Raw genomic sequence first — 23,608 nt, forward strand, 5'->3', positions numbered from 1 at the left:
TCGTTCTTGCATGGAACCTCCTGATTGGGCGAATCATATCGCCCTTAAGAGGTGTCCGGGATCATTAGGCCAGTTCAAGGCCGCTCCTACAGGGGAACGCGTATCGTCTGTAGGAGCGGCCTTGTTTCGCGATGGGCTGCAAAGCAGCCCCCAGGGCCCTCAGCCCTTGTTGCCAACCAGGCTATCCACCGCCGGCACCCGCGTATCGCTTTCCATCTGCGCATCATGTTCCAACTGATGGCTGAAGCGCTCCAACGACGCATTGGCCGGCTGCGAATCACTGGCAAACACCGGCGGGCTCAGCAGGTACGCCGACAACAAGCGGCTCAACGCCGCCAGGCTGTCGATGTGTGTTCGCTCGTAGCCATGGGTGGCATCGCAGCCAAAGGCCACCAGCGCGGTACGAATATCGTGCCCCGCCGTCACTGCCGAATGGGCATCGCTGAAGTAATAGCGGAACAGATCGCGCCGCACCGGCAGGTCGTGGTCGCCGGCCAGTTTCAGCAGGTGCCGGGACAGGTGGTAATCGTAAGGCCCCGACGAGTCCTGCATGGCCACGCTCACCGCATGCTCGCTGGAGGCCTGCCCGGGCGCCACCGGGGCAATGTCGATGCCGACGAACTCGCTGACATCCCAGGGCAGGGCGCCAGCCGCTCCCGAGCCGGTCTCTTCGGTGATGGTGAACAGCGGGTGGCAGTCGATCAACGGTTGGCGGCCGCTTTCCACCACGGCTTTCAGCGCCGCCAGTAGTGCTGCCACGCCGGCCTTGTCGTCCAGGTGGCGGGCGCTGATGTGGCCGCTTTCGGTGAATTCGGGCAGCGGGTCGAAGGCAACGAAATCACCGATGCTTACACCCAGCGCCTCGCAGTCGGCGCGGGTGGCGCAGTAGGCGTCCAGGCGCACCTCAACGTGCTCCCAGCTGATCGGCATCTGGTCGATGGCGGTGTTGAAGGCATGCCCGCTGGCCATCAGCGGCAGCACGCTGCCCCGGTATACGCCGGTATCGGTGAACACGCTGACCCGGCTGCCTTCGGCGAAGCGGCTGGACCAGCAACCGACCGGCGCCAGGGCCAGGCGGCCGTTGTCCTGCAACTGGCGCACGCTGGCGCCGATGGTGTCCAGGTGAGCGGACACGGCGCGGTCAGGTGAGGTCTGGCGGCCCTTGAGGGTGGCGCGGATGGTGCCGCGGCGGGTCAGCTCGAAGGGGATGCCCAGTTCGTCCAGGCGTTCGGCCACGTAGCGCACGATGGTGTCGGTGAAACCGGTGGGGCTGGGGATGGCGAGCATTTCCAGCAGCACGCGCTTGAGGTAGTCGAGATCGGGTTCGGGATGTCGGTCGGACATGGTTGGGAACTCCTTTACTCCTGTGCCGGCCTCTTCGCGGGTAAACCCGCTCCCACAGGTCCACCACAGCCCTCGATACTTGTGGGGTCCCTGTGGGAGCGGGTTTACCCGCGAAGAGGCCAGCAGCGGTTACGCCAAAGGCCGGCTATGCGGAAACAGCAGGTCGATAAAACGCTCGGCGGTCGGTTGCGGTTCATGGTTGGCCAACCCGGCACGCTCGTTGGCCTCGATGATCACGTATTCCGGTTGCCCGGCATCACGCACCATGAAGTCCAGCCCCACCACCGGGATCTCCAGCGCCCGTGCAGCGCGCACGGCGGCGTCGGCCAGCACCGGGTGCAGGCGTTCGGTAACGTCTTCCAGGGTGCCGCCGGTGTGCAGGTTGGCGGTGCGTCGTACGGCCAGGCGCTGGCCGGCGGGCAACACGTCGTCGTAGCCAAAGCCCGCCGCGCGCAGGGTGCGCTCGGTTTCGTCGTCCAGCGGAATGCGGCTTTCGCCACCGGTTGCGGCCTGGCGTCGGCGGCTCTGGGCATCGATCAGCTGGCGGATGCTGTGCTTGCCATCGCCCAGCACCTGCGCCGGGTGACGGATGGCTGCCGCCACCACTTCATAGCCGATCACCACGATGCGCAGGTCATGCCCGGCATGGAAGCTTTCCAGCAACACGCGGCTGTCGAACTGGCGGGCCTGCGCCACGGCGTGGGTGATGTCGTCGATGCAGGTGAGGTTCACCGCCACGCCCTGGCCTTGCTCGCCATCGACCGGCTTGACCACCACCGCGCCATGCTCGTCGAGAAACGCCAGGTTGTCATCGGCATTGCCGGCCAGTTGCTGCGCCGGCACCTGCAGCCCGGCATTGTGCAGGGCATGCTGGGTCAGGCGCTTGTCCTGGCACAGGGTCATGGTCACGGCGCTGGTCAGGTCGCTGAGCGACTCACGGCAGCGAATGCGGCGCCCACCCAGGCTGAGGGTGAACAGGCCACCGGCGGCATCGTCCACTTGTACCTCGATGCCCCGGCGCAGTGCCTCGTCGACGATGATGCGTGCGTACGGGTTGAGGTCGGCTTGAGGCCCCGGCCCCAGAAACAGCTGCTCGTTGATGCCGTTCTTGCGCTTGACCGCGAAGGTCGGCAGGTTGCGAAAACCCAGCTTCTGATACAGGCGCTTGGCCTGGCGGTTGTCGTGCAGCACCGACAGGTCCAGGTAGGCCAGCCCACGGCTCATGAAGTGCTCGATCAGGTGGCGCACCAGCACTTCACCCACGCCGGGGCGGGTGCAGTGCGGGTCTACCGCCAGGCACCACAGGCTGCTGCCGTGCTCGGGGTCGTCGAATGCCTTGGCGTGGTTCAGGCCCATGACGCTGCCGATCACCGCGCCACTGTCTTCGTCCTCGGCCAGCCAGTACACCGGGCCGCCCAGGTGCAGAGGGGTGAGCAACTCGGCGTCGACCGGCAGCATGCCGCGCGCCTGGTACAGGGTGTTGATCGCCTGCCAGTCGCCCGGGTTCTGCGCCCGGCGCACGCGGAAGCCGCGGAACACCCGCTGCGCCGGGCGGTAGTCGGTGAACCACAGGCGCAGGGTGTCGGACGGGTCGAGGAACAGTTGCTGCGGGGCCTGGGCCAGCAGTTGCTGGGGCGCGGCCACGTACAGGGCGATGTCGCGCTCGCCGGGGCGTTCTTCCAGCAGGTCGGCGGCCAGGTCGGCCGGGTTGGGGTAGGTGTGGCCGATCAGCAGCCGGCCCCAGCCGCAATGCACGGCGCGCGGCTGGTCGTGGGGCTGGCTGCCGTCGCCGGCCAGGCGCGCCTGCAGGCGCTCGTAGGACGGCGCCTGGCCGCGCAGCAGGCGCTGACCGTAAGCGATTTCGTGGGCTTTCATCGGTCAGATTCCTTGTTCGCTCAGCCACAGGTTCAGCGCCGCCAGCTGCCACAGCTTGGAGCCACGTAGCGGCGTCAGTTGGCCGTGCGGGTTGCTCAGCAGGCGGTCGAGCATGGCCGGGTTGAACAGCCCGCGGTCCTGGCTGGGGTCGGTCAGCAATTCACGTACCCAGCCGAGGGTGGCGCCTTCCAGGTGCTTCAGGCCCGGTACCGGGAAGTAGCCCTTCTTGCGGTCGATCACCTCGTGCGGGATCACCCGCCGCGCCGCCTGCTTGAGCACCTGCTTGCCGCCGTCGGGCAGCTTGAAGCGTGCCGGAATGCGTGCCGAAAGCTCCACCAGCCGGTAGTCGAGGAACGGCGTGCGCGCCTCCAGGCCCCAGGCCATGGTCATGTTGTCGACCCGTTTGACCGGGTCGTCGACCAGCATCACCGTGCTGTCCAGGCGCAGCGCCTTGTCTACTGCATCGGGGGCACCGGGGCGGGCGAAGTGTTCACGGACGAAGTCGCCGGCCGCGTCGGTTTCCAGAAGCCAGGGTGCCTGCACGGTGTCGCGGTACTCGGCGTGGCTGCGATCGAAGAAGGCCTCGCGGTAGGCGGTAAAGGCATCTTCGGCGCCGTCCACCTGCGGGTACCAGTGGTAGCCGGCGAACAGCTCGTCGGCGCCCTGGCCGCTTTGCACGCCCTTGCAGTGCCGGGCCACTTCCCGCGACAGCAGGTAAAAGGCGATGCAGTCGTGGCTGACCATCGGCTCGCTCATGGCGCGGAAGGCGGCCGGCAATTGCTCGATGATCTCGTGCTCGGCGATGCGCAGCTGGTGGTGACGGGTGCCGTAGTGCTTGGCGATCAGGTCGGAATACTGGAACTCGTCGCCGCGTTCGCCGCCGGCATCCTCGAAACCGATGGAGAAGGTCGACAGGTCGTCCACGCCCACTTCGCGCAGCAGGCCGACCAGCAGGCTGGAATCGACCCCACCGGACAGCAGCACACCCACGTCCACCGCTGCCCGTTGGCGAATGGCCACGGCGTCGCGGGTGGCATCGAGTACGCGGGTGGTCCAGCCTTCCAGGTCCAGCTCACGTTCGTCGGGGTTGGCGCCGTAGTGCAGCTGCCACCAGGTCTGGCGTTCCACTTCGCCATGGCGGTCGATGCGCATCCAGGTACCGGGTTCCAGCTTTTGCACGTTGGCCAGCAGGGTGCGTGGCGCCGGCACCACGGCGTGGAAATTCAGGTAGTGGTTGAGTGCCACCGGGTCGAGCATCGGGTCGATGTCACCACCCTTGAGCAGCGCCGGCAGGGTCGAGGCGAAGCGCAGGCGCTCGCCGTTGCGCGACAGGTACAAGGGTTTGACGCCCAGGCGGTCGCGGGCGAGGAACAGGCGCTGGTTGTCGCGCTCCCAGATGGCCAGGGCGAACATGCCATTGAGCTTGGGCAGCAAGGCCGCGCCCCAGGCGTGGTAGCCCTTGAGCAGCACCTCGGTGTCGCCGTCGGACCAGAAGCTGTAGCCCAGGGCCTGCAGCTCCTGGCGCAGTTCGGGGAAGTTGTAGATGGCGCCGTTGAAAGCCAGCGACAGGCCCAGGGTGTTGTCGACCATCGGCTGGGCAGAGCCGTCGGACAGGTCCATGATTTTCAGGCGCCGGTGGCCGAGGGCGATCGGGCCTTGGCTATGGAAGCCCCAGGCATCCGGGCCGCGGGGCGCCAGGTGGTGGGTTATGCGCTCTACCGCAGCCAGGTCGGCTGGGCGAGGGGCTTGGTCGATGGGGGTGAAACGCAACTCTCCTGCTAATCCGCACATAGGTCCTTACCGGTTTTTCCGTTGGGGAGGGGGTGCCCCGGATTAGGGCACCTTAAGGAACTGACCCATGTGGTTTGTGAGAGTTTTAGATCGATCTGTTATATGGCGCAAAGCTATGGGGGCGCGTTGCGCCCCTTTCGCGACACAAGGCCGCTCCTACAAGAGAATACGATCTCCTGTAGGAGCGGCCTTGTGTCGCGATGGGCTGCGCAGCAGCCCCATTCCCCTATTTCCCGCGAATCAACCTGCGCAAGGCAAACCGGTTCGGGTGGCACGCCTCCGCCACCGCCCGTGGCAACGGCAGCGGTTCCCCGCATACCCACGCCGCCACCAGTTCGCCGCTCAACGGCGCCGTGATCAATCCGCGCGAGCCATGCCCGCTGTTCACATACAACCCATCCAGCCAGGGGCAGGCCACATCCGGCACCTGCCGTGCATCCCGGCCCAGCACTGCATAGGCCTGGGCGAACGCCTGCGCATCCGCCACCGGCCCGACGATCGGCAGGTAATCCGGGCTGGTGCAACGGAACGCCGCACGCCCCTGCAATTGCCCAGGGTCCAGCTCGGCGGTACCCAGGCGCTGGGCCAGGTCGACCGAAATCTCGTCCAGCAATGCCAGGTTGCCCTGGTGCTCGGCCACCGTCGGTGCCAGGTCTGTGCTGTGGAAGTCGAAGCTCGCGCCCAAGGTGTGTTCACCCCCGCGCGGCGGCGCTACATAGCCTTCCGCACACACCACGGTGCGCAGCGCGCGGCTGCTGGCCGTGGCCGGCAGGCGGGTGATCTGCCCGCGGATGCGCTTGAGCGGAAGGTGCGCGCATGGCTCGAAGCGCAGTACGTCGGCGGCACCGGCCAGGACCACCACCGGCGCGCTGGCCAGCAAACGTTCGCCAGCCCAGGCTTGCCACTGCCCGTCGACCTTGCGCAGTTCGAGCACCTCCTGGTGCGTCAGCAGGCGAATACCCGGGTGCTGCAACTGCTGCTGGCACAGCGCCGGCGGGTGCACCCAGCCACCTTCGGGATAGAACAGCCCACCAGCCGGCAAGGCCACCCCGGCGATGGCTTCGGCCTCTGCACGTTCCAGCGAGTGCAACAGGCCAGGTTCGAAGGCGCCAGCCAGTTTGCCCTGGCGTTCGGCTTCCTTGCTGTCGAAGGCCAGTTGCAGCACGCCGCAGGCATCCCAGTCGTGGCCACGTTGCAGGCGCTGCAGCTGGCGCCGGGTGTAACCGAAACCGGCCAGGATCATCTGCGACAACGCCGTGCCGTGGGCGGACAGCTTCAGGTACAGCACCCCTTGCGGGTTACCCGAAGCTTCCTGTGCCGGGGTGTCGTGGCGTTCCAGCACGGTAACTTGCCAGCCACGCCGTGCCAGGCTGGCGGCGGTCGTGCTACCGGCGAGCCCGGCGCCTATCACCAGCGCTTCACGCGGCCCCGCTACGGCAGCCGGGCGCGCGTACCATGGCGCGCCGGGGCTGGGCACAGGGCCGACATAGGCGCCGCTCATCACTTCCCATTTCTTGCCGATGCCCGGCACCTTCTTCATGGCGAAGCCGGCCTCGACCAGGCTGCGGCGTACCCAACCGGTGGTGGTGAAGGTGCCTAGCACCGTGCCCGGGTGTGACAGCCGTGCCAGCTGCGCGAACAGCTCCGGGGTCCACATGTCGGGGTTCTTGGCCGGGGCGAAGCCGTCGAGGAACCACACGTCGATCTGCGCATCGAGTTGTGGCAGCTGTTCCAGTACGTCGCCTATCAACAGGGTGAGGGTGACCCGGCCGTTGTCGAAGGTGAACTGTTGGAAGCCAGGGTGCACTGCCACGTACTGCTCCAGCAGGGGCTCGGCATAGGCGGCAAGTTCAGGCCACAGGCATATGGCGCGGGCCAAGTCGTCGCGATCGAGGGGGTACTTTTCGACGCTGACGAAATGCAGGCGAGCCTCGGCGTGGGCGTGTTGCTCGAACAGTTGCCAGGCGCAGTAGAAGTTCATGCCGGTGCCGAACCCGGTTTCGCCGATCACCAGGCAGGCGTGCGGGGCGAGGTCGGCAAAGCGCTCGGCCAGGCGGGTTTGCCCAAGAAACACGTGCTTGGTTTCTTCGATGCCTTCGTTGACTGCGAAATAGACGTCGTCGTATTGCCGCGAATGGGGGCGGCCCTGGTCGTCCCAGTCGATCTGGGCGTGCTGGAGGAGGGTGGACATGGTTGGCTCGGTTGCAGCGGATGGGCGGATTTTATGCCATCCGGGAGGTTTGCGCAGGCTGTGCCGGCCTCTTCGCGGGCACGCCCGCTCCCGCAGGTACTGCACAAGCCTTCAAATCCGCTAGTCTTGCTTATCCATTGAAGGAGCCAGTGCATGTTCGAATCCGCCGAAATCGGCCACAGCATCGACAAGGAGGCTTACGACGCCGAGGTACCCGCTTTGCGCGAGGCCCTGCTCGAAGCCCAGTACGAACTCAAGCAGCAGGCGCGCTTCCCGGTAATCGTGCTGATCAACGGTATCGAAGGCGCCGGCAAGGGCGAGACGGTCAAACTGCTCAACGAGTGGATGGACCCGCGCATGATCGATGTGCTCACCTTCGACCAGCAGACCGACGAAGAGCTGGCGCGCCCGCCGGCCTGGCGCTACTGGCGGGCCCTGCCACCGAAGGGGCGGATGGGCGTGTTCTTCGGCAACTGGTACAGCCAGATGCTGCAGGGGCGGGTGCACGGGGTGTTCAAGGACGCCGTGCTCGACCAGGCCATCACCGGCGCCGAGCGGCTGGAGGAAATGCTGTGCGACGAAGGTGCGCTGATCATCAAGTTCTGGTTCCACCTGTCCAAGAAACAGATGAAGGCGCGGCTGAAATCGCTCAAGGATGACCCGCTGCACAGCTGGAAGATCAGCCCGCTGGACTGGCAGCAGTCGGAGACCTACGACCGTTTCGTGCGCTTTGGTGAGCGCGTGCTGCGCCGCACCAGCCGTGACTATGCGCCGTGGCATGTCATCGAGGGCGTCGACCCGAACTACCGCAGCCTGGCGGTAGGTCGCATCCTGCTGGAAAGCCTGCAGGCGGCACTGGACAACAACCCCAAAGGCAAGCACCGGGGCAACGTTGCTCCGCTGGGCCGCAGCATCGACCAGCGCAGCCTGCTCGGCGCGCTGGACATGACCCTGCGCCTGGACAAGTCCGACTACCAGGAGCAACTGGTCACCGAGCAGGCACGCCTGGCCGGCCTGCTGCGCCACAAGCACATGCGCCGGCATGCCTTGGTGGCGGTGTTCGAAGGCAACGACGCTGCCGGCAAGGGCGGCGCCATCCGCCGCGTGGCCGCCGCGCTGGACCCGCGCCAGTACCGCATCGTGCCGATTGCCGCGCCCACTGAAGAAGAACGCGCGCAGCCTTACCTGTGGCGGTTCTGGCGGCACATTCCGGCGCGTGGCAAGTTCACCATCTTCGACCGTTCCTGGTATGGCCGGGTGCTGGTGGAGCGGGTGGAAGGCTTCTGCAGCCCGGCCGACTGGATGCGTGCCTACAGCGAGATCAACGATTTCGAGGAACAGCTGGTGAATGCCGGCACGGTGGTGGTCAAGTTCTGGCTGGCGATCGACCAGCAGACCCAGCTGGAGCGCTTTGAAGAGCGCGAGCAGATCCCGTTCAAGCGCTACAAGATCACCGAGGACGACTGGCGCAATCGCGACAAGTGGGACGACTATGTTCAGGCGGTGGGTGACATGGTCGACCGCACCAGCACCGAGATCGCGCCGTGGACGCTGGTGGAGGCCAACGACAAGCGCTGGGCGCGGGTGAAGGTGTTGCGCACCATCAACCAGGCGCTTGAGGCGGCGTTTGCCAGGGACAAGAAATAGCCAAGCTTGTTGGTTGCCTGTTCTGGCCTCTTCGCGGGCACGCCCGCTCCCACAGGGACCCCCACAAAATTCAGCCCTGTGGTATTCCTGTGGGAGCGGGCGTGCCCGCGAAAGGGTCAGAACAGGCAGCACACCTGCCAAGCCATGCCGCAGAAGAATGACCTGATGAATTCTTTTCCCGGCACTTGCCACCGTCCCCGCCCTCCAAGCCCGTAGAATTCAACTACCCCCACCACGGGCTTGATCGAGGATTTTATGCACACCATTACCGGCCGCTGGGGCTATGGCCTGTTCCTGGCACTTCTGACTGCATTGCTCTGGGGCGTCCTGCCGATCAAGCTCAAGCAGGTGCTGCAAGTGGTCGACCCGGTCACCGTCACCTGGTACCGCCTGCTGGTTTCCGGTGGCCTGCTGTTTGCCTGGCTGGCCGCCAAGCGCAGGTTGCCCTCCTTGCGCAAACTGGCGCCCAAGGGCAAAGGCCTTGTGGTAGTGGCCGTGCTTGGCCTGATGGGCAACTACGTGCTGTACCTGATCGGCCTCAACCTGCTCAGCCCGGGCACCGCGCAACTGGTCGTGCAGATCGGCCCGGTGCTGTTGCTGGTGGCTAGTGTGTTCGTGTTCCGCGAGCGTTTCAGCCTGGGGCAGGGCGTGGGCCTGCTGATCCTGCTGGCGGGGTTCGGGCTGTTTTTCAACCAGCGTTTGGAAGAGCTGCTGACCTCGCTCGGCACCTATACCACCGGCGTGCTGACCATCCTGCTGGCCACCAGCATCTGGGTGTTCTATGCGCTTAGCCAGAAGCAGCTGCTGACTGTGTGGCATTCGCAGCAGGTAATGATGGTGATCTACCTCAGCTGCGCCGCGCTGCTGACGCCCTGGGTCCACCCGTTGGAGGCGTTGCAGCTGACCCCGGTGCAAGGCTGGCTGTTGCTGGCCTGTTGCCTGAATACCCTGGTGGCCTATGGCGCGTTCGCCGAGGCGCTGGCGCACTGGGAGGCGTCGCGGGTGAGTGCCACGCTGGCGCTGACCCCGCTGGTGACCTTTGTCGCGGTGGCGCTGGCGGCGTTGGTGTGGCCTGAGTATGTGCACGCCGAGGACATCAATGCCCTGGGTTATGTGGGGGCGGTGACGGTGGTGCTGGGTTCGGCGCTGGTGGCGCTGGGGCCTTCGCTGGTGGCCGGGTGGCGCGCCCGCAAGTTCAAGAGGGTTGCGCGCTCTGTGTAGGAGCGGCCTTGTGTCGCGATGGGCTGCGCAGCAGCCCCAGAAATCTCGGCAGCGACATAGATTTTTGGGGGCTGCTGCGCAGCCCATCGCGACACAAGGCCGCTCCTACAGGGGAGCGCGGTCTCTGAGCTGTCAGCCCTTGCCCCCCGGAGCCAGCATGTTCTCCGGCCTCACCCACTGGTCGAACTGCTCATTGGTCAGGTACTTCAGCTCCAGTGCCGCCTCGCGCAAGGTCTTGCCTTCGCCATAGGCCTTCTTGGCAATTTCCGCTGCCTTGTCATAGCCAATATGCGGGTTCAACGCCGTCACCAGCATCAGCCCCCGCTCCAGGTGCGCCGCCATCTGCTCGGCATCCGGCTCGATGCCCGCCACGCAGTGCTGCTGGAAGTTGCGGCAGCCGTCAGCCAGCAATTCGATCGACTGCAGCAGGTTGTGGATGATCACCGGCTTGAACACGTTCAGCTGCAAATGCCCCTGGCTGGCGGCAAAGCCGATCGCCGCGTCGTTGCCCAGCACCTGGCAGGCCAGCATCGACAGCGCTTCGCACTGGGTCGGGTTGACCTTGCCTGGCATGATCGAGCTGCCCGGCTCGTTGGCCGGCAGGCGTACCTCGGCCAGCCCGGCGCGCGGGCCGGAACCCAGCAGGCGCAGGTCGTTGGCGATTTTCATCAGGGCCACGGCCAGGGTCTTCAGGGCGCCGGCCAGGCTGGTCAGCGGCTCGTGGCCGGCGAGGGCAGCGAACTTGTTCGGCGCAGTGACGAACGGCAGGCCGGACAACGCCGCCAGCTCGGCGGCGATGGCTTCGGCAAAACCATGCGGGGCGTTGAGCCCGGTACCCACGGCAGTGCCGCCCTGGGCCAGTTCGCACACCGCCGGCAGGGTGGCGCGGATGGCGCGCTGGGCATAGTCGAGCTGGGCGACGAAGGCCGACACCTCCTGGCCGAAGGTGATCGGCGTGGCGTCCATCATGTGCGTGCGGCCGGTCTTCACCAGCTTGTGGTGGCGTGCCGACAGCTCGGCCAGCCCCGAGGACAGCTCTGCGATGGCCGGCAGCAGCTTCTCGTGCACCGCCCGCGCCGCAGCGATGTGCATGGCGGTGGGGAAGCAGTCGTTGGAACTCTGCGAGCGGTTGACGTGGTCGTTGGGGTGCACGGGGGCCTTGCCGCCACGGCCCTTGCCGGCCAGTTCGTTGGCCCGCCCGGCGATCACTTCGTTGACGTTCATGTTGCTCTGGGTGCCGCTGCCGGTCTGCCAGACCACCAGCGGGAACTGGTCGTCATGCTGGCCGCCCAGCACTTCGTCGGCGGCCTGTTCGATCAGCCGGGCGATGTCGGCCGGCAAGTCGCCGTTACGGTCGTTGACGCGGGCCGCGGCCTTCTTGATCAGCGCCAGGGCGTGCAGCACCGCGATGGGCATGCGTTCCTTGCCAATGGCGAAGTTGATCAGCGAACGCTGGGTCTGCGCACCCCAGTAGGCGTCCTCAGGAACTTCGACCGGGCCCAGGCTGTCTGTCTCGATACGGCTCATTCTGTACTCACTCCTGTGTAGTTCGAAATCGCAGTTTAGGCCCTGATTCGACCGAGCGGTTCCGTCGCTCGTCGTGCCACTTGAGCACATCGCCACCACGGCGCAGAATGCTCTACTCTGAGGTACCCGCCTCCCTCTCTTCTGAAGGAAATGCAATGACCCGTCTCCGTGTCCTTTGTGCCGCCGTTGCCCTGGCTTGCGCCAGCGGCCAGGTACTCGCTGCCACCGCCAGCCACAACGCTGCTGCCGAGAAATTCCTGACCCTGGCCAACGCCGACAAGCTGGGCACCCCGGTGTACATGCAGGTCCAGCAGATGTTCGCCCAGCGTTTCGCCCAGACCAAGGCCCCGACCACCAAGCAGGCGGTGCTGGAAAGCTACCAGGCCAAGGCCAACGCCGCGCTGGACAACGCCATCGGCTGGAACAAGCTGAAGCCGAAGATGGTCGACCTGTACACCCAGACCTTCACCGAGCAGGAGCTCAAGGACCTGGTCAAGTTCTACGAATCGCCGCTGGGCAAGAAAGTGCTGCGCGAAATGCCCAAGGTCACCCAGCAGTCGGCCCAGCTGACCCAGCAGAGCCTGGAGCCAGCGGTACCGGTGGTGAACAAGCTGCTGGACGACATGACCAAGGAACTGGACCCGAACGCTGGCAAGGCCGCCGCCCCGGCGAAGAAGTGAGTACGCCGCGATGACCATGCAACAGCGTATCGAACAGCAGCTGGCCGCCCTGGCGCCGCAACACCTGCAAGTGCTCAACGAAAGCCACATGCACAGTCGTGGTCAGGAGACCCACTACAAGGCAGTGATCGTCAGCGAGCAGTTTGCCGGGTTGAACAGCGTCAAGCGCCACCAGAAGGTGTACGCCACCATGGGTGAGCTGATGGGCGAGATCCATGCCCTGGCCATCCACACCTACACCGCCGAAGAGTGGGCCAAGGTCGGCGTTGCACCCGCCTCGCCTGTGTGCGCGGGCGGCGGGCACTGAAACCTTGCTGTTGTTCTGGTAGAATCCGCAACATTCCGGGGGCCGCTTTGCGGCCCATTCGCGGCACAAGGCCGCTCCTACAGGGATAGCGCAGCCCGTCGGCTGGTGCATTCCCCTGTAGGAGCGGCCTTGTGCCGCGAATGGGGCGCAAAGCGCCCCCTGCTTTTTTGTCACACTGTCAAACCCGGTCCGCCCCTTACGAGGGCAACCACTGGAGATCCTGCTTCATGTCCCAACCCATCGTCGTCGCGGCGCTGTACAAGTTCGTCACCCTGGAAGACTACGTCGAGCTGCGCGAGCCGCTGCTCAAGACCATGCTCGACAACAACGTCAAGGGCACCCTGCTGCTGGCCCACGAGGGCATCAACGGCACCGTGTCGGCCACCCGCGAAGGCATCGACGGCCTGCTGGCCTGGCTGCGCAACGACCCACGCCTTGCCGATGTCGACCACAAGGAGTCGTACTGCGACGAACAGCCGTTCTACCGCACCAAGGTCAAGCTCAAGAAAGAGATCGTAACCCTCGGCGTACCGGGCGTGGACCCGAACCAGGCGGTCGGCACCTACGTCGAGCCCAAGGACTGGAACGCGCTGATCAGCGACCCGGAAGTGCTGCTGATCGACACCCGCAACGACTACGAAGTGGCCATCGGTACCTTCAAGGGCGCCATCGACCCGAAGACCGAAACCTTCCGCGAGTTCCCCGACTACATCAAGGCCAACTTCGACCCCAGCAAGCACAAGAAGGTTGCCATGTTCTGCACCGGCGGTATCCGTTGCGAAAAAGCCTCCAGCTACATGCTCGGTGAAGGCTTCGAGGCGGTCTATCATCTTAAGGGCGGCATCCTGAAATACTTCGAGGAAGTGCCTCAGGAAGAAAGCCTGTGGGACGGCGACTGCTTCGTCTTCGACAACCGCGTCACGGTGCGCCATGACCTGAGCGAAGGCGAGTACGACCAGTGCCACGCCTGCCGCCACCCGATCAATGCAGAGGAGCGCGCGTCCGAGCACTATTCGCCAGGGGTCAGCTGCCCGCATTGCTGGGACACCCTGAGCGAGAAGACCCGGCGTAGCGCCATCGACCGGCAGAAGCAGATCGAGCTGGCCAAGGCCCGCAACCTGCCGCACCCGATCGGTTACAACTACAAAGCCGAGGCTTGATGCATGTCTGCACGCCTGATCTATGTGATGGACCCGATGTGCTCCTGGTGCTGGGGTTTCGCACCCGTGGCCGCGGCCCTGATCGCCCAGGCGCGTGACGCAGGCGTGCCCACCCGCCTTGTGCCGGGCGGGCTGCGTACCGGCGGCAGTGCCCTGGACAGCTCTACCCGCAAGTACATCCTCGAACACTGGCAGGCGGTGGCCGATGCCACCGGCCAACCGTTCCGCTTCGAGGGGGCCATGCCCGACGGCTTCGTCTACGATACCGAGCCGGCCTGCCGTGCCTTGGTCACCGCCCGCGAACTGGACGCCGAGCGCGTCTGGCCGCTGCTGGCGCTGATCCAGCGTTCGTTCTACGAACAGGGCGTGGACGTGACCGTTGCGCCGCATCTGGTCGACCTGGCCGAACAGGCAGGCTTCGACCGTGCCGTGTTCGCCGAGGCCTTCGCCCGCGCCGATACCCGCTCCGCCACTGCAGCCGATTTCAGCTGGGCCCAGGACCTGGGCATCGCCGGTTTCCCGACCTTGCTTGCCGAACGCAATGGCCAACTGGCCCTGCTGACCAACGGCTACCAGCCGCTGGATCGCCTGCAACCCTTGCTCGGCCGCTGGCTGCAGCAGGCCGCCTGTGCTTGATGTGCCTGGGTCACCCGACCCGGTACCGGGCAAACCTCACACTGTGGCCGATCGATTGAGCTGGGCGGAAATCCGCCGCCTGGCCCTGCATCACAAGAAAAACCTCTGGTCCGCCAACCTCATCGCCGTATTGGCTGCCTGCTGCAGCGTGCCTATCCCGCTGCTGCTGCCGCTGCTGGTGGACGAAGTGCTGCTGGGCCATGGCGATGCCGCGCTGAAGTGGATGAACCACCTGCTGCCGTCCAGCTGGCAGGTGGCGGCGGGCTACATCGGCCTGATGTTGCTGCTGACCCTGTGCCTGCGCCTGGCCGCCCTGGCGTTCAACGTGATCCAGGCCAAGCTGTTCGCCGGCCTGGCCAAGGACATCGTCTACCGCCTGCGCATTCGGCTGATCGACCGGCTCAAGCGCATCTCGCTGAAGGAATACGAAAGCCTGGGCAGCGGCACGGTGACCACCCACCTGGTCACCGACCTGGACACCCTCGACAAGTTCGTCGGCGAAACCCTGAGCCGCTTCCTGGTGGCCATGCTGACCCTGACCGGCACGGCGGCCATCCTGATCTGGATGCACTGGCAGCTGGCCTTGCTGATCCTGCTGTTCAACCCGCTGGTGATCTACTTCACCGTGCAGCTGGGCAAGCGCGTCAAGCACCTGAAAAAGCTCGAGAACGACAGCACCGCACGGTTTACCCAGGCGCTGGCGGAAACCCTCGACGCCATTCAGGAAATCCGCGCCGGCAACCGCCAGGGCTACTTCCTCGGTCGCCTTGGCCTGCGCGCCCGCGAAGTGCGTGACTACGCCGTGGACTCGCAGTGGAAGAGCGATGCCAGCGGCCGCGCCAGTGGCCTGCTGTTCCAGTTCGGCATCGATATCTTCCGCGCCGCGGCCATGCTCACCGTGCTGTTCTCCGACCTGTCGATCGGCCAGATGCTGGCGGTGTTCAGCTACCTGTGGTTCATGATCGGCCCGGTGGAGCAGCTGCTCAACCTGCAATACGCCTACTACGCCGCCGGTGGTGCGCTGAGCCGCCTCAACGAACTGCTGGCCCGCGACGACGAACCGCAGTACCCGGCTGCCAGCGACCCGTTCGCCGGCCGCGAGACGGTGGGTATCGAAGTGCGCGACCTGCGCTTTGCCTATGCCGACGAGCCGGTGCTCGAGCACCTCGCCCTGTCCATCGCCCCGGGCGAGAAGGTGGCGATCGTCGGCGCCAGCGGTGGTGGCAAGAGCACCTTGGTGCAGCTGTTGCTGGGCCTCTACAGCGCCCAGGCCGGCACCATCCGCTTTGGCGGTGCCAGCCTGCAGGAAATCGGCCTGGAAACCCTGCGTGAAAACGTCGCGGTGGTATTGCAGCACCCGTCGTTGTTCAACGACACCGTGCGCGCCAACCTGACCATGGGCCGTGACTGCAGCGACGAGGCCTGCTGGCAGGCGCTGCGCATTGCCCAGCTGGATGCCACCATCGCCGCCCTGCCGCAGGGCCTGGACAGTGTGGTGGGGCGCTCCGGCGTGCGCTTGTCCGGTGGCCAGCGCCAGCGCCTGGCCATTGCCCGCATGGTGCTGGCCGAACCCAAGGTGGTGATCCTCGACGAAGCCACCTCGGCCCTGGATGCCGCCACCGAATACAACCTGCACCAGGCCCTGGCGCGCTTCCTCAGCGGCCGCACCACACTGATCATTGCCCACCGCCTGTCGGCGGTGAAACAGGCCGACCGGGTGCTGGTGTTCGACGGCGGGCACGTGGCCGAGGATGGCGACCATCAGCAGCTGATTGCCGAGGGTGGGTTGTATGCCAAGTTGTATGGGCACCTGCAGCAGAGCTGAATTTTTGGCAGCCTGTGCGGGCCCCTGTGGGAGATTGTCCAGCCCTTTGGGCTGCGCTGTCGCACAGGGAACAATGTTCGAGAGTGTGTCGCCTTCCCTTGTGGGAGCGGGCGTGCCCGCGAAGCAGACGACGCGGTGTATGGCACCGGCTTCGCCGGTGTTCGCGGGCACGCCCGCTCCCACAGTGCCAGTACAGGCCATATGTAAATCACCCCCTTTCCTGGCATAAAAAACCCAACCGCCGGGATGGCAAATGGCCTACGCTGTGCTTTGTCTGGGTTGATTTGCGCCTTATCTGCTCTGTGACAGGGACTCCATGAAGGGACATCGCACTCTAGAAGCGCCAAAGCTGCTCGGCATCACCTGGCCCTTCATCGCCGTTGTGGTCTTCCAGGTAGCCTTGGGCAGCCTCAGCCTTTATACGCTCTCGGCCGTGCGTGCCTATGTCGCGGGCGAAAGCCTTTGGTCCAAGGCGCAGAAAGACGCCATCTACTACCTCAACCTGTACGCCGAAACCCGCGACGACGGCACCTACCATCGCTATCGCCAGGCCATCACCGTGCCCCAGGGCGACCACCAGCTGCGCGAAGTGCTGGACCAGCCCAGCCCCGACCTGGACGCCGCGCGCCAGGCCGTGCTGCAAGGCGGCAACCACCCCGACGATGTCGAGCGGATCATCTGGTTCTACCGCAACTTTCGCAACGTCAGCTACATGCAGACGGCCATCGACTACTGGGACATCGGCGACGACTACCTGGGCAAGCTGGACATGCTGGCCATGGAAATGCGCAGCAGCTTCGCCGCTGGCCCGGTCGACGCCCGCACGGTCAGCGACTGGAAGGCGCGCATTGTCACCATCAACGAAGGGGTAACCCCGGCCGCCAAGGCGTTCAGCGATGCCTTGGGCGAGGGCTCGCGCATGCTGCAGCGGGTGCTGCTGATCACCAACCTGCTGACCGCGATGTTCCTGATTGCCATTGCCTGGCGCCGCTCCAGCAAGCTGCTGGCCCAGCGCCAGGCCTTTGCCAGCGCCCTGCAGGAAGAAAAGGAGCGGGCGCAGATCACCTTGCAGGCCATTGGTGATGCGGTGATTACCGCTGACGTGGAAGGCAGTATCGGCTACATGAACCCCGCCGCCGAGCAACTGACCCACTGGCAGGCCGGCCATGCCCAAGGCCTGCCGCTGTCGGCGCTGTTCAGCCTGGTGGACGAGCAGGCCGAGGAAGAGGGCCGCAGCCTGGTCGAACAGGTGCTCAGCGGCAGCCTCAAGGGTGGCGCCGAACATGCCCGGCTGATCCAGCGCCTGGACGGTAGCACCGTGTCGGTCAACCTGGTCGGTTCGCCGATCGTCAATGACGGCCAGGTCAGCGGCATCGTGCTGGTGCTGCACGACATGACCCAGGAGCGCCAGTACATCGCCAACCTGTCCTGGCAGGCGACCCACGACGCCCTGACCGGCCTGGCCAACCGCCGCGAGTTCGAATACCGCCTGGAGCAGGCGCTCAATGACCTGGCGCGCCAGGCCGGGCGGCATTCGCTGATGTTCCTCGACCTCGACCAGTTCAAGCTGGTCAACGATACCTGCGGGCATGCCGCTGGCGACGAGCTGCTGCGGCACATCTGCGCCGTGCTGCAGTCCGGCCTGCGCGAAGGCGACACCCTGGCCCGGCTGGGGGGGGGACGAATTCGGCGTGCTGCTGGAAAACTGCCCGCCCGATCAGGCCGAGCGCATTGCCGAGCAGCTGCGCCAGCTGGTGCAGAGCCTGCATTTCGTGTGGAAAGGGCGGCCGTTCGTCACTACCGTCAGTGTCGGCCTGGTGCACATGGCCCAGTCCCCCGGCACCCTCGAAACCTCGCTGCGCGCCGCCGACATGGCCTGCTACATGGCCAAGGAAAAAGGCCGCAACCGCGTGCAGGTGTACCATGCCGACGACAGCGAGCTGTCCATGCGCTTTGGCGAAATGGCCTGGATCCAGCGCTTGCACGTGGCCCTGGAAGAAAACCGCTTCTGCCTGTACGCCCAGGAAATCGCCCCGCTGAAAACCTTCGAAGGCCCCGGCCATATCGAGATCCTGCTACGCCTGCACGACGAAAGCGGACGTACCATCCTGCCCAGCAGCTTCATCCCGGCGGCCGAGCGCTACGGCCTGATGACCGCGCTGGACCGCTGGGTTGTGCGCAATGTGTTCCTGGTCATCCGCCAGTGCCTGGACGAAGGGCGCGAGGGGCCGCTGTCGATCTGTGCGATCAACCTGTCGGGGTCGAGCATTGGCGATGACAAGTTCCTCGAATACCTGCAACGCCTGTTCGTCGAATACGCCATTCCGCCGCGGATGATTTGTTTCGAAATCACCGAAACCAGCGCCATAGCCAACCTTGGCAGCGCCATTCGCTTCATCAACGAGTTGAAGGGGCTGGGTTGTCGCTTCTCGCTCGATGATTTCTGCGCCGGCATGTCGTCGTTCGCCTATCTCAAGCATTTGCCCGTGGATTACCTGAAGATCGACGGGAGTTTCGTCAAGGACATGCTCGACGACCCGGTCAACCGGGCCATGGTCGAGGTCATCAACCACATCGGTCACGTAATGGGTAAGCGCACCATTGCCGAATTCGTCGAAACACCCTTGATCGAGCAGGCCTTGCAGGAAATTGGCGTGGATTACGCCCAGGGCTATCTCATCGAACGCCCTCAGGTGTTCACCTGTGACAGTCTGCAGCGCCAACGGATCGCCGCCCGGCCTCTGTTGCAGCGGGCACCTGGCACGTTTCGCTAGCTAGAAATCACAAGGATCAAGGAGCTGAAAGTGATTGACGCATTCGTTCGTATCGGGCCTTTGATGGATCCCGCCAGCTACCCCCAATGGGCCCAGCAAATGATTGAAGACTGCCGCGAGAGCAAGCGCCGGGTAGTCGAGCATGAGTTCTACGCGCGCCTGCGCGATGGCCAGTTGAAGCAATCGACCATTCGCCAGTACCTGATCGGTGGCTGGCCGGTGGTGGAGCAGTTTTCGCTGTACATGGCTCACAACCTGACCAAGACCCGCTATGGCCGTCATCAGGGCGAAGACATGGCGCGGCGCTGGCTGATGCGCAACATCCGTGTCGAGCTCAACCACGCCGACTACTGGGTGAACTGGTGCCAGGCGCATGGCGTGCACCTGCACGAGCTGCAGGCCCAGGAAGTGCCGCCAGAGCTGAACGGCCTGAATGACTGGTGCTGGCGCGTGTGCGCCACCGAGAACCTGGCCATTTCCATGGCGGCGACCAACTACGCCATCGAAGGTGCGACCGGTGAATGGTCGGCGGTGGTGTGCTCCACCGACACCTATGCGCTGGGCTTCCCGGAGGATCAGCGCAAGCGGGCGATGAAGTGGCTGAAGATGCATGCCCAGTATGACGACGCGCACCCGTGGGAGGCGCTGGAGATCATCTGCACCCTGGCCGGCGAGAACCCGACCCAGGGGCTGCGCAATGAACTGCGCAAGGCGATTTGCAAGAGTTATGACTGCATGTACCTGTTCCTGGAACGGTGCATGCAGCTGGAAGGGCGCCAGCAGGGGCGCATGCGCCCGGTGTTGGCAGCGGGGTAGGGCCGGGGGCCGCCATGCGGCCCATCGCGACACAAGGCCGCTCCTACATGGGTATGCGATCCCCTGTAGGAGCGGCCTTGTGTCGCGATGGGCTGCAAAGCAGCCCCGGCTATTCCAAGCCTTACTGGGCGTTGAACGCCTGCCCATTCACCCCTTTGCTGTCCGGCCCCATCAGGTACAGGTACACCGGCATGATCTCTTCCGGCAGCGGGTTGTTCTGCGGGTTTTCGCTAGGGTAGGCCTGCGCCCGCATCGCCGTGCGCGTGGCACCCGGGTTGATGCTGTTGGAGCGCACCGGTGCCACGCCTTCCAGTTCATCGGCCAGGGTTTGCATCAGGCCCTCGGTGGCGAACTTGGACACGCCATAGGCGCCCCAGTAGGCCCGGCCCTTGCGCCCGACGCTGCTGCTGGTGAACACCACCGAAGCGTCTTCCGACAGCTTCAGCAGCGGCAGCAGGGTGCTGGTGAGCATGAAGGTGGCATCGACGTTGATGTGCATCACGCGCATGAAGTTGTCGCCCGACAGCTGCTCCAGCGGCGTGCGCGGGCCGATGATCGAAGCGTTGTTCAGCAGGCCGTCGAGGCGGCCGAACTGGTCTTCGATCATCACCGCCAGTTCGTCGTACTGGTGGGGCAGGGCGGTTTCCAGGTTGAACGGGATCACCACCGGTTGCGGGTGCCCGGCGGCTTCGATCTGGTCGTAGACCTCGTTCAGGTTGGCCTCGGTCTTGCCCAGCAGCAGCACAGTGGCGCCCAGCGCAGCGTAGGCCTTGGCGGCAGCGGCGCCGATGCCGCGGCCGGCACCGGTAACCAGGATGACCCGGCCTTGCAGCAGGTCGGGGCGGGCGGTGTAGTCGAACATTTTGTATTCCCTATTTATGCCGCGACACATACCCTTGTGGGAGCGGGCGTGCCCGCGAACACCGGCAAAGCCGGTGCCATCCACCTCAGTGCCTGCTTCGCGGGCGTGCCCGCTCCCACAGGGTCCGTCGTCAGCCGTTGCAACTCAGCAGCCGCACAGCGCGCTGTCGATCACTTTGCGCAGTTCCAGCGGGTGGTCCACCACCACATCGGCGCCCCAGTTGTTGGGGTTGTCCTCTGGATGAATATAGCCGTAGCGCACCGCCGCCGTGCGGGTGCCGGCGTCGCGGCCAGACTCGATGTCGCGCAGGTCGTCGCCGACGAACAGCACGCTGGCCGGGTCCAGGCCGAGGGTCTTGCAGGCGAGGATCAGCGGCTCGGGGTCGGGCTTGCTGTTCTTGACATGGTCCGGGCAGATCAGCAGCGCCGAACGCTCGGCCAGGCCCAGTTGCTGCATGATCGGCTCGGCGAAGCGCACCGGCTTGTTGGTGACCACGCCCCACAGCAGGTTGCCTTTCTCGATGTCGGCCAGCAGCTCGGCCATGCCGTCGAACAGCTTGCTGTGCACCGCGCAGTCGCGCTGGTAGCGCTCGAGGAACTCCAGGCGCAGGGCCTCGAAGCCTTCGGCCTCCGGGCTCATGGCGAAGGTCGCGGCGACCATCGCCCGTGCGCCGCCGGAGATCACGTCGCGGATCAGCTTGTCATCGACGGCCGGCAGGCCGCGCTCGGCGAGCATGGCCTGGCAGATGGCGATGAAGTCCGGCGCCGTGTCGAGCAAGGTGCCGTCCATGTCGAAGAGTACTGCTTGCAAACGCATGCTTATTCCTCGCGCAGGGTCTGGATCATGTAGTTGACGTCGACGTCGCTGCTGAGCTTGTAATGCTTGGTCAGCGGGTTGTAGGTCAGGCCGATGATGTCCTTCACCTGCAGGCCGGCAACGCGGCTCCAGGCGCCCAGCTCGGACGGGCGGATGAACTTCTTGAAGTCGTGGGTGCCGCGCGGCAGCATCTTCAGGATGTACTCGGCGCCGACGATGGCCAGCAGGTAGGCCTTGGGGTTGCGGTTGATGGTGGAGAAAAACACCTGGCCGCCAGGCTTGACCATGCGGTAGCAGGCGCGGATGACCGAAGACGGGTCGGGCACGTGCTCGAGCATTTCCAGGCAGGTGACCACGTCGAACTGTTCAGGCATTTCCTCGGCCAGGGCTTCGGCGGTGATCTGCCGGTATTCCACCTGCACGCCCGACTCCAGCTGGTGCAGTTGGGCCACGGCCAGTGGCGCTTCGCCCATGTCGATGCCGGTGACCGTGGCGCCGCGCAGGGCCATCGCCTCACTGAGGATGCCGCCGCCGCAACCCACGTCCAGCACTTTCTTGCCGGCGAGGCTGGCGCGCTCGTCGATCCAGTTGACGCGCAGCGGGTTGATTTCGTGCAGCGGCTTGAACTCGCTTTCGCGGTCCCACCAGCGGTGGGCCAGCGCTTCGAACTTGGCGATTTCGGCGCGGTCGACGTTGCTCATTAGAACAGTCCTCTGAAACTTCGCAAAATTGCGCCGGAGTATACCCGAGCGCTCGGCCCCGAGGGTCGCTATAATCGCCGGCTTTTGATATCCGAACGACGGGGAGAGGCGATGCGCGAGCGACTTTTGGCGGCGGAGAAGGTGACCGGGATCCGCTGGCAGGGCGGCGTCTTGCACCTGCTCGACCAGCGCCTGCTGCCGTCGGAAGAGCGCTGGCTGGCCTGCGACAATGTCGCGCAGGTGGCAGCGGCGATCCGCGACATGGCCGTGCGCGGCGCCTCGGCCATCGGCATTGCCGCGGCCTATGGCCTGGTGCTGGCCCTGGAAGAGCGGCTGGCCGAGGGTGGCGACTGGGAAATGGACCTGGAAGAAGACTTCCTTGTCCTGGCTGAAGCGCGCCCTACCGCCGCCAACCTGTTCTGGGCGCTGAACCGCATGCGTGAGCGCCTGCAGCGCCTGCGTCCGGACGAAGGCGTGCTGGCGGCGCTGGAGGCCGAAGCGGTGGCCATCCACGAAAGCGACCGCGAAGCCAACCTGACCATGGCCCAGCACGGTATCGAGCTGATCCGCCGCCACCAGGGCAACGCCCAGACCCTGCTCACCTACGGCAACGCCGGCGCCCTGGCCTGCGGTGGTTTCGGTACCGCGCTGGGGGTGATCCGCGCCGGTTACCTGGAGGGCATGGTCGAGCGGGTGTATGCCGGCGAGACCCGCCCCTGGCTGCATGGTTCGCGCCTGACTGCCTGGGAACTGGCCAACGAAGGCATCCCGGTGACCCTGTGCGCCGACTCGGCGCTGGCCCACCTGATGAAGAGCAAGGGCATCACCTGGGTGGTGGTGGGCGCGGACTGCATCGCCGCCAACGGCGACGTTGCCAGCAAGATCGGCACCTACCAGCTGGCGGTCAGCGCCATGCACCACGGCGTACGTTTCATGGTGGTGGCGCCGAGCACCAGCATCGACCTGAACCTGGCCACGGGCGAGGACATCCCGCTGGAAGAGCGCGCTGCCGACGAGTTGCTGGACATTGGCGGCACCCGCGTGGCGCCGGATGTCGAGGTGTTCAACCCGGTGTTCGACGTGACCCCGGCCGACTTGATCGACGTGATCGTGACCGAGCGCGGCATCGTCGAGCGGCCGGATGCCGCCAAGCTGGCACAATTGATCTGCCGCAAGCGCCTGCACTGATCGGAAAGCTCGCTGGCCTCTTCGCGGGCGCGCCCGCTCCCACAGGGACACCACCACTCTCGAGTGTTGCGATATCCCTGTGGGAGCGGGCGTGCCCGCGAAGAAGCCAGTGAAAATCCGAAGATTCAACCTCGTGTGAGGCCACCTGCCACATCTCCCCACCGCCCCTGCCTTTGTGATAACATCCGGCAGTTTCCAAGACCGCCTACCACGGCGGCCTTCATTGCGCAGATCCATGGCACAACTC

General features: G+C 65.4%; 17 protein-coding genes and 1 pseudogene. 10 read left to right on the top strand and 8 right to left on the bottom strand.

The window, feature by feature from the left end; genetic code table 11:
- Positions 1 to 159: 159 nt before the first annotated feature.
- From ACGLHT_RS26560 to mnmC, 4 genes are all read right to left on the bottom strand, one after another.
- Positions 160 to 1,344 carry an osmoprotectant NAGGN system M42 family peptidase gene (locus ACGLHT_RS26560; protein WP_025338084.1) on the bottom strand — a complete coding sequence of 395 codons (1,185 nt, stop codon included), beginning with the start codon at positions 1,342 to 1,344 and terminating at the stop codon, positions 160 to 162.
- Positions 1,345 to 1,473: 129 nt separating this feature from the next.
- Positions 1,474 to 3,219 carry an N-acetylglutaminylglutamine synthetase gene (gene ngg / locus ACGLHT_RS26565; protein WP_025338085.1) on the bottom strand — a complete coding sequence of 582 codons (1,746 nt, stop codon included), beginning with the start codon at positions 3,217 to 3,219 and terminating at the stop codon, positions 1,474 to 1,476.
- 3 nt (positions 3,220 to 3,222) lie between these two features.
- Positions 3,223 to 5,010, bottom strand: coding sequence for an N-acetylglutaminylglutamine amidotransferase (locus ACGLHT_RS26570; protein ID WP_274121087.1), 1,788 nt, complete (start codon positions 5,008 to 5,010; stop codon positions 3,223 to 3,225).
- Positions 5,011 to 5,236: 226 nt separating this feature from the next.
- Entirely contained in the window at positions 5,237 to 7,201 is a 1,965-nt protein-coding gene (mnmC, locus tag ACGLHT_RS26575; protein WP_274121088.1) for a bifunctional tRNA (5-methylaminomethyl-2-thiouridine)(34)-methyltransferase MnmD/FAD-dependent 5-carboxymethylaminomethyl-2-thiouridine(34) oxidoreductase MnmC, read from the bottom strand.
- Positions 7,202 to 7,354: 153 nt separating this feature from the next.
- On the opposite strand from mnmC, the gene pap reads away from it, so the two are divergent.
- On the top strand, positions 7,355 to 8,848 hold the full coding sequence (pap, locus tag ACGLHT_RS26580) for a polyphosphate:AMP phosphotransferase (RefSeq protein ID WP_025338088.1): 1,494 nt from the start codon (positions 7,355 to 7,357) through the stop codon (positions 8,846 to 8,848).
- A gap of 255 nt (positions 8,849 to 9,103) precedes the next feature.
- Positions 9,104 to 10,069 carry a DMT family transporter gene (locus tag ACGLHT_RS26585; protein ID WP_274121090.1) on the top strand — a complete coding sequence of 322 codons (966 nt, stop codon included), beginning with the start codon at positions 9,104 to 9,106 and terminating at the stop codon, positions 10,067 to 10,069.
- Between the two features lie 132 nt (positions 10,070 to 10,201).
- On the opposite strand, the gene ACGLHT_RS26590 is transcribed toward ACGLHT_RS26585, so the two are convergent.
- Positions 10,202 to 11,596 carry a class II fumarate hydratase gene (locus ACGLHT_RS26590; protein WP_137163221.1) on the bottom strand — a complete coding sequence of 465 codons (1,395 nt, stop codon included), beginning with the start codon at positions 11,594 to 11,596 and terminating at the stop codon, positions 10,202 to 10,204.
- Positions 11,597 to 11,751: 155 nt separating this feature from the next.
- Here ACGLHT_RS26590 and ACGLHT_RS26595 point away from each other — a divergent pair, with 155 nt between their 5' ends.
- The 7 genes and pseudogenes from ACGLHT_RS26595 to ACGLHT_RS26625 all read left to right on the top strand — a co-directional run bounded on the left by ACGLHT_RS26595 (position 11,752) and on the right by ACGLHT_RS26625 (position 19,794).
- Positions 11,752 to 12,276, top strand: a complete 525-nt coding sequence (locus tag ACGLHT_RS26595; RefSeq protein WP_025338091.1) for a DUF2059 domain-containing protein — start codon at positions 11,752 to 11,754, stop codon at positions 12,274 to 12,276.
- 10 nt (positions 12,277 to 12,286) lie between these two features.
- Entirely contained in the window at positions 12,287 to 12,583 is a 297-nt protein-coding gene (locus ACGLHT_RS26600) for a BolA family transcriptional regulator (RefSeq protein WP_003252644.1), read from the top strand.
- A gap of 227 nt (positions 12,584 to 12,810) precedes the next feature.
- Entirely contained in the window at positions 12,811 to 13,743 is a 933-nt protein-coding gene (locus ACGLHT_RS26605) for a rhodanese-related sulfurtransferase (RefSeq protein ID WP_075044053.1), read from the top strand.
- 3 nt (positions 13,744 to 13,746) lie between these two features.
- A complete protein-coding gene (locus ACGLHT_RS26610) occupies positions 13,747 to 14,379 on the top strand; it encodes a DsbA family protein (RefSeq protein ID WP_137163222.1) in 633 nt (210 codons plus the stop codon).
- On the top strand, positions 14,372 to 16,204 hold the full coding sequence (locus ACGLHT_RS26615) for an ABC transporter ATP-binding protein (RefSeq protein WP_274121092.1): 1,833 nt from the start codon (positions 14,372 to 14,374) through the stop codon (positions 16,202 to 16,204). The genes ACGLHT_RS26610 and ACGLHT_RS26615 overlap by 8 nt, the downstream gene beginning before the upstream one ends.
- Before the next feature lie 316 nt (positions 16,205 to 16,520).
- Positions 16,521 to 18,978: pseudogene (locus ACGLHT_RS26620) on the top strand (EAL domain-containing protein).
- Between the two features lie 30 nt (positions 18,979 to 19,008).
- Positions 19,009 to 19,794: a TenA family transcriptional regulator gene (locus ACGLHT_RS26625; protein WP_274121093.1), complete on the top strand. Its 786-nt coding sequence runs from the start codon at positions 19,009 to 19,011 to the stop codon at positions 19,792 to 19,794.
- 121 nt (positions 19,795 to 19,915) lie between these two features.
- Here the strand turns inward: ACGLHT_RS26625 and ACGLHT_RS26630 are convergent, their stop codons facing one another.
- From ACGLHT_RS26630 to ubiG, 3 genes are all read right to left on the bottom strand, one after another.
- Positions 19,916 to 20,656 (bottom strand): YciK family oxidoreductase, encoded by a 741-nt coding sequence (locus tag ACGLHT_RS26630; protein WP_025338096.1) that lies wholly within the window; start codon positions 20,654 to 20,656, stop codon positions 19,916 to 19,918.
- A gap of 144 nt (positions 20,657 to 20,800) precedes the next feature.
- Complete coding sequence (gene mupP, locus ACGLHT_RS26635; RefSeq protein WP_046615545.1) at positions 20,801 to 21,472, bottom strand: N-acetylmuramic acid 6-phosphate phosphatase MupP; 672 nt, start codon at positions 21,470 to 21,472, stop codon at positions 20,801 to 20,803.
- Positions 21,473 to 21,474: 2 nt separating this feature from the next.
- Positions 21,475 to 22,173 carry a bifunctional 2-polyprenyl-6-hydroxyphenol methylase/3-demethylubiquinol 3-O-methyltransferase UbiG gene (gene ubiG, locus ACGLHT_RS26640; RefSeq protein WP_025338098.1) on the bottom strand — a complete coding sequence of 233 codons (699 nt, stop codon included), beginning with the start codon at positions 22,171 to 22,173 and terminating at the stop codon, positions 21,475 to 21,477.
- A gap of 111 nt (positions 22,174 to 22,284) precedes the next feature.
- On the opposite strand from ubiG, the gene mtnA reads away from it, so the two are divergent.
- Positions 22,285 to 23,361 (top strand): S-methyl-5-thioribose-1-phosphate isomerase, encoded by a 1,077-nt coding sequence (gene mtnA / locus ACGLHT_RS26645; protein WP_025338099.1) that lies wholly within the window; start codon positions 22,285 to 22,287, stop codon positions 23,359 to 23,361.
- Positions 23,362 to 23,608: the final 247 nt, after the last annotated feature.

The sequence above is a fragment of the Pseudomonas sp. PsB genome, assembly GCF_043658375.1.
Classification (GTDB): Bacteria; Pseudomonadota; Gammaproteobacteria; order Pseudomonadales; family Pseudomonadaceae; genus Aquipseudomonas; species Aquipseudomonas putida_Z.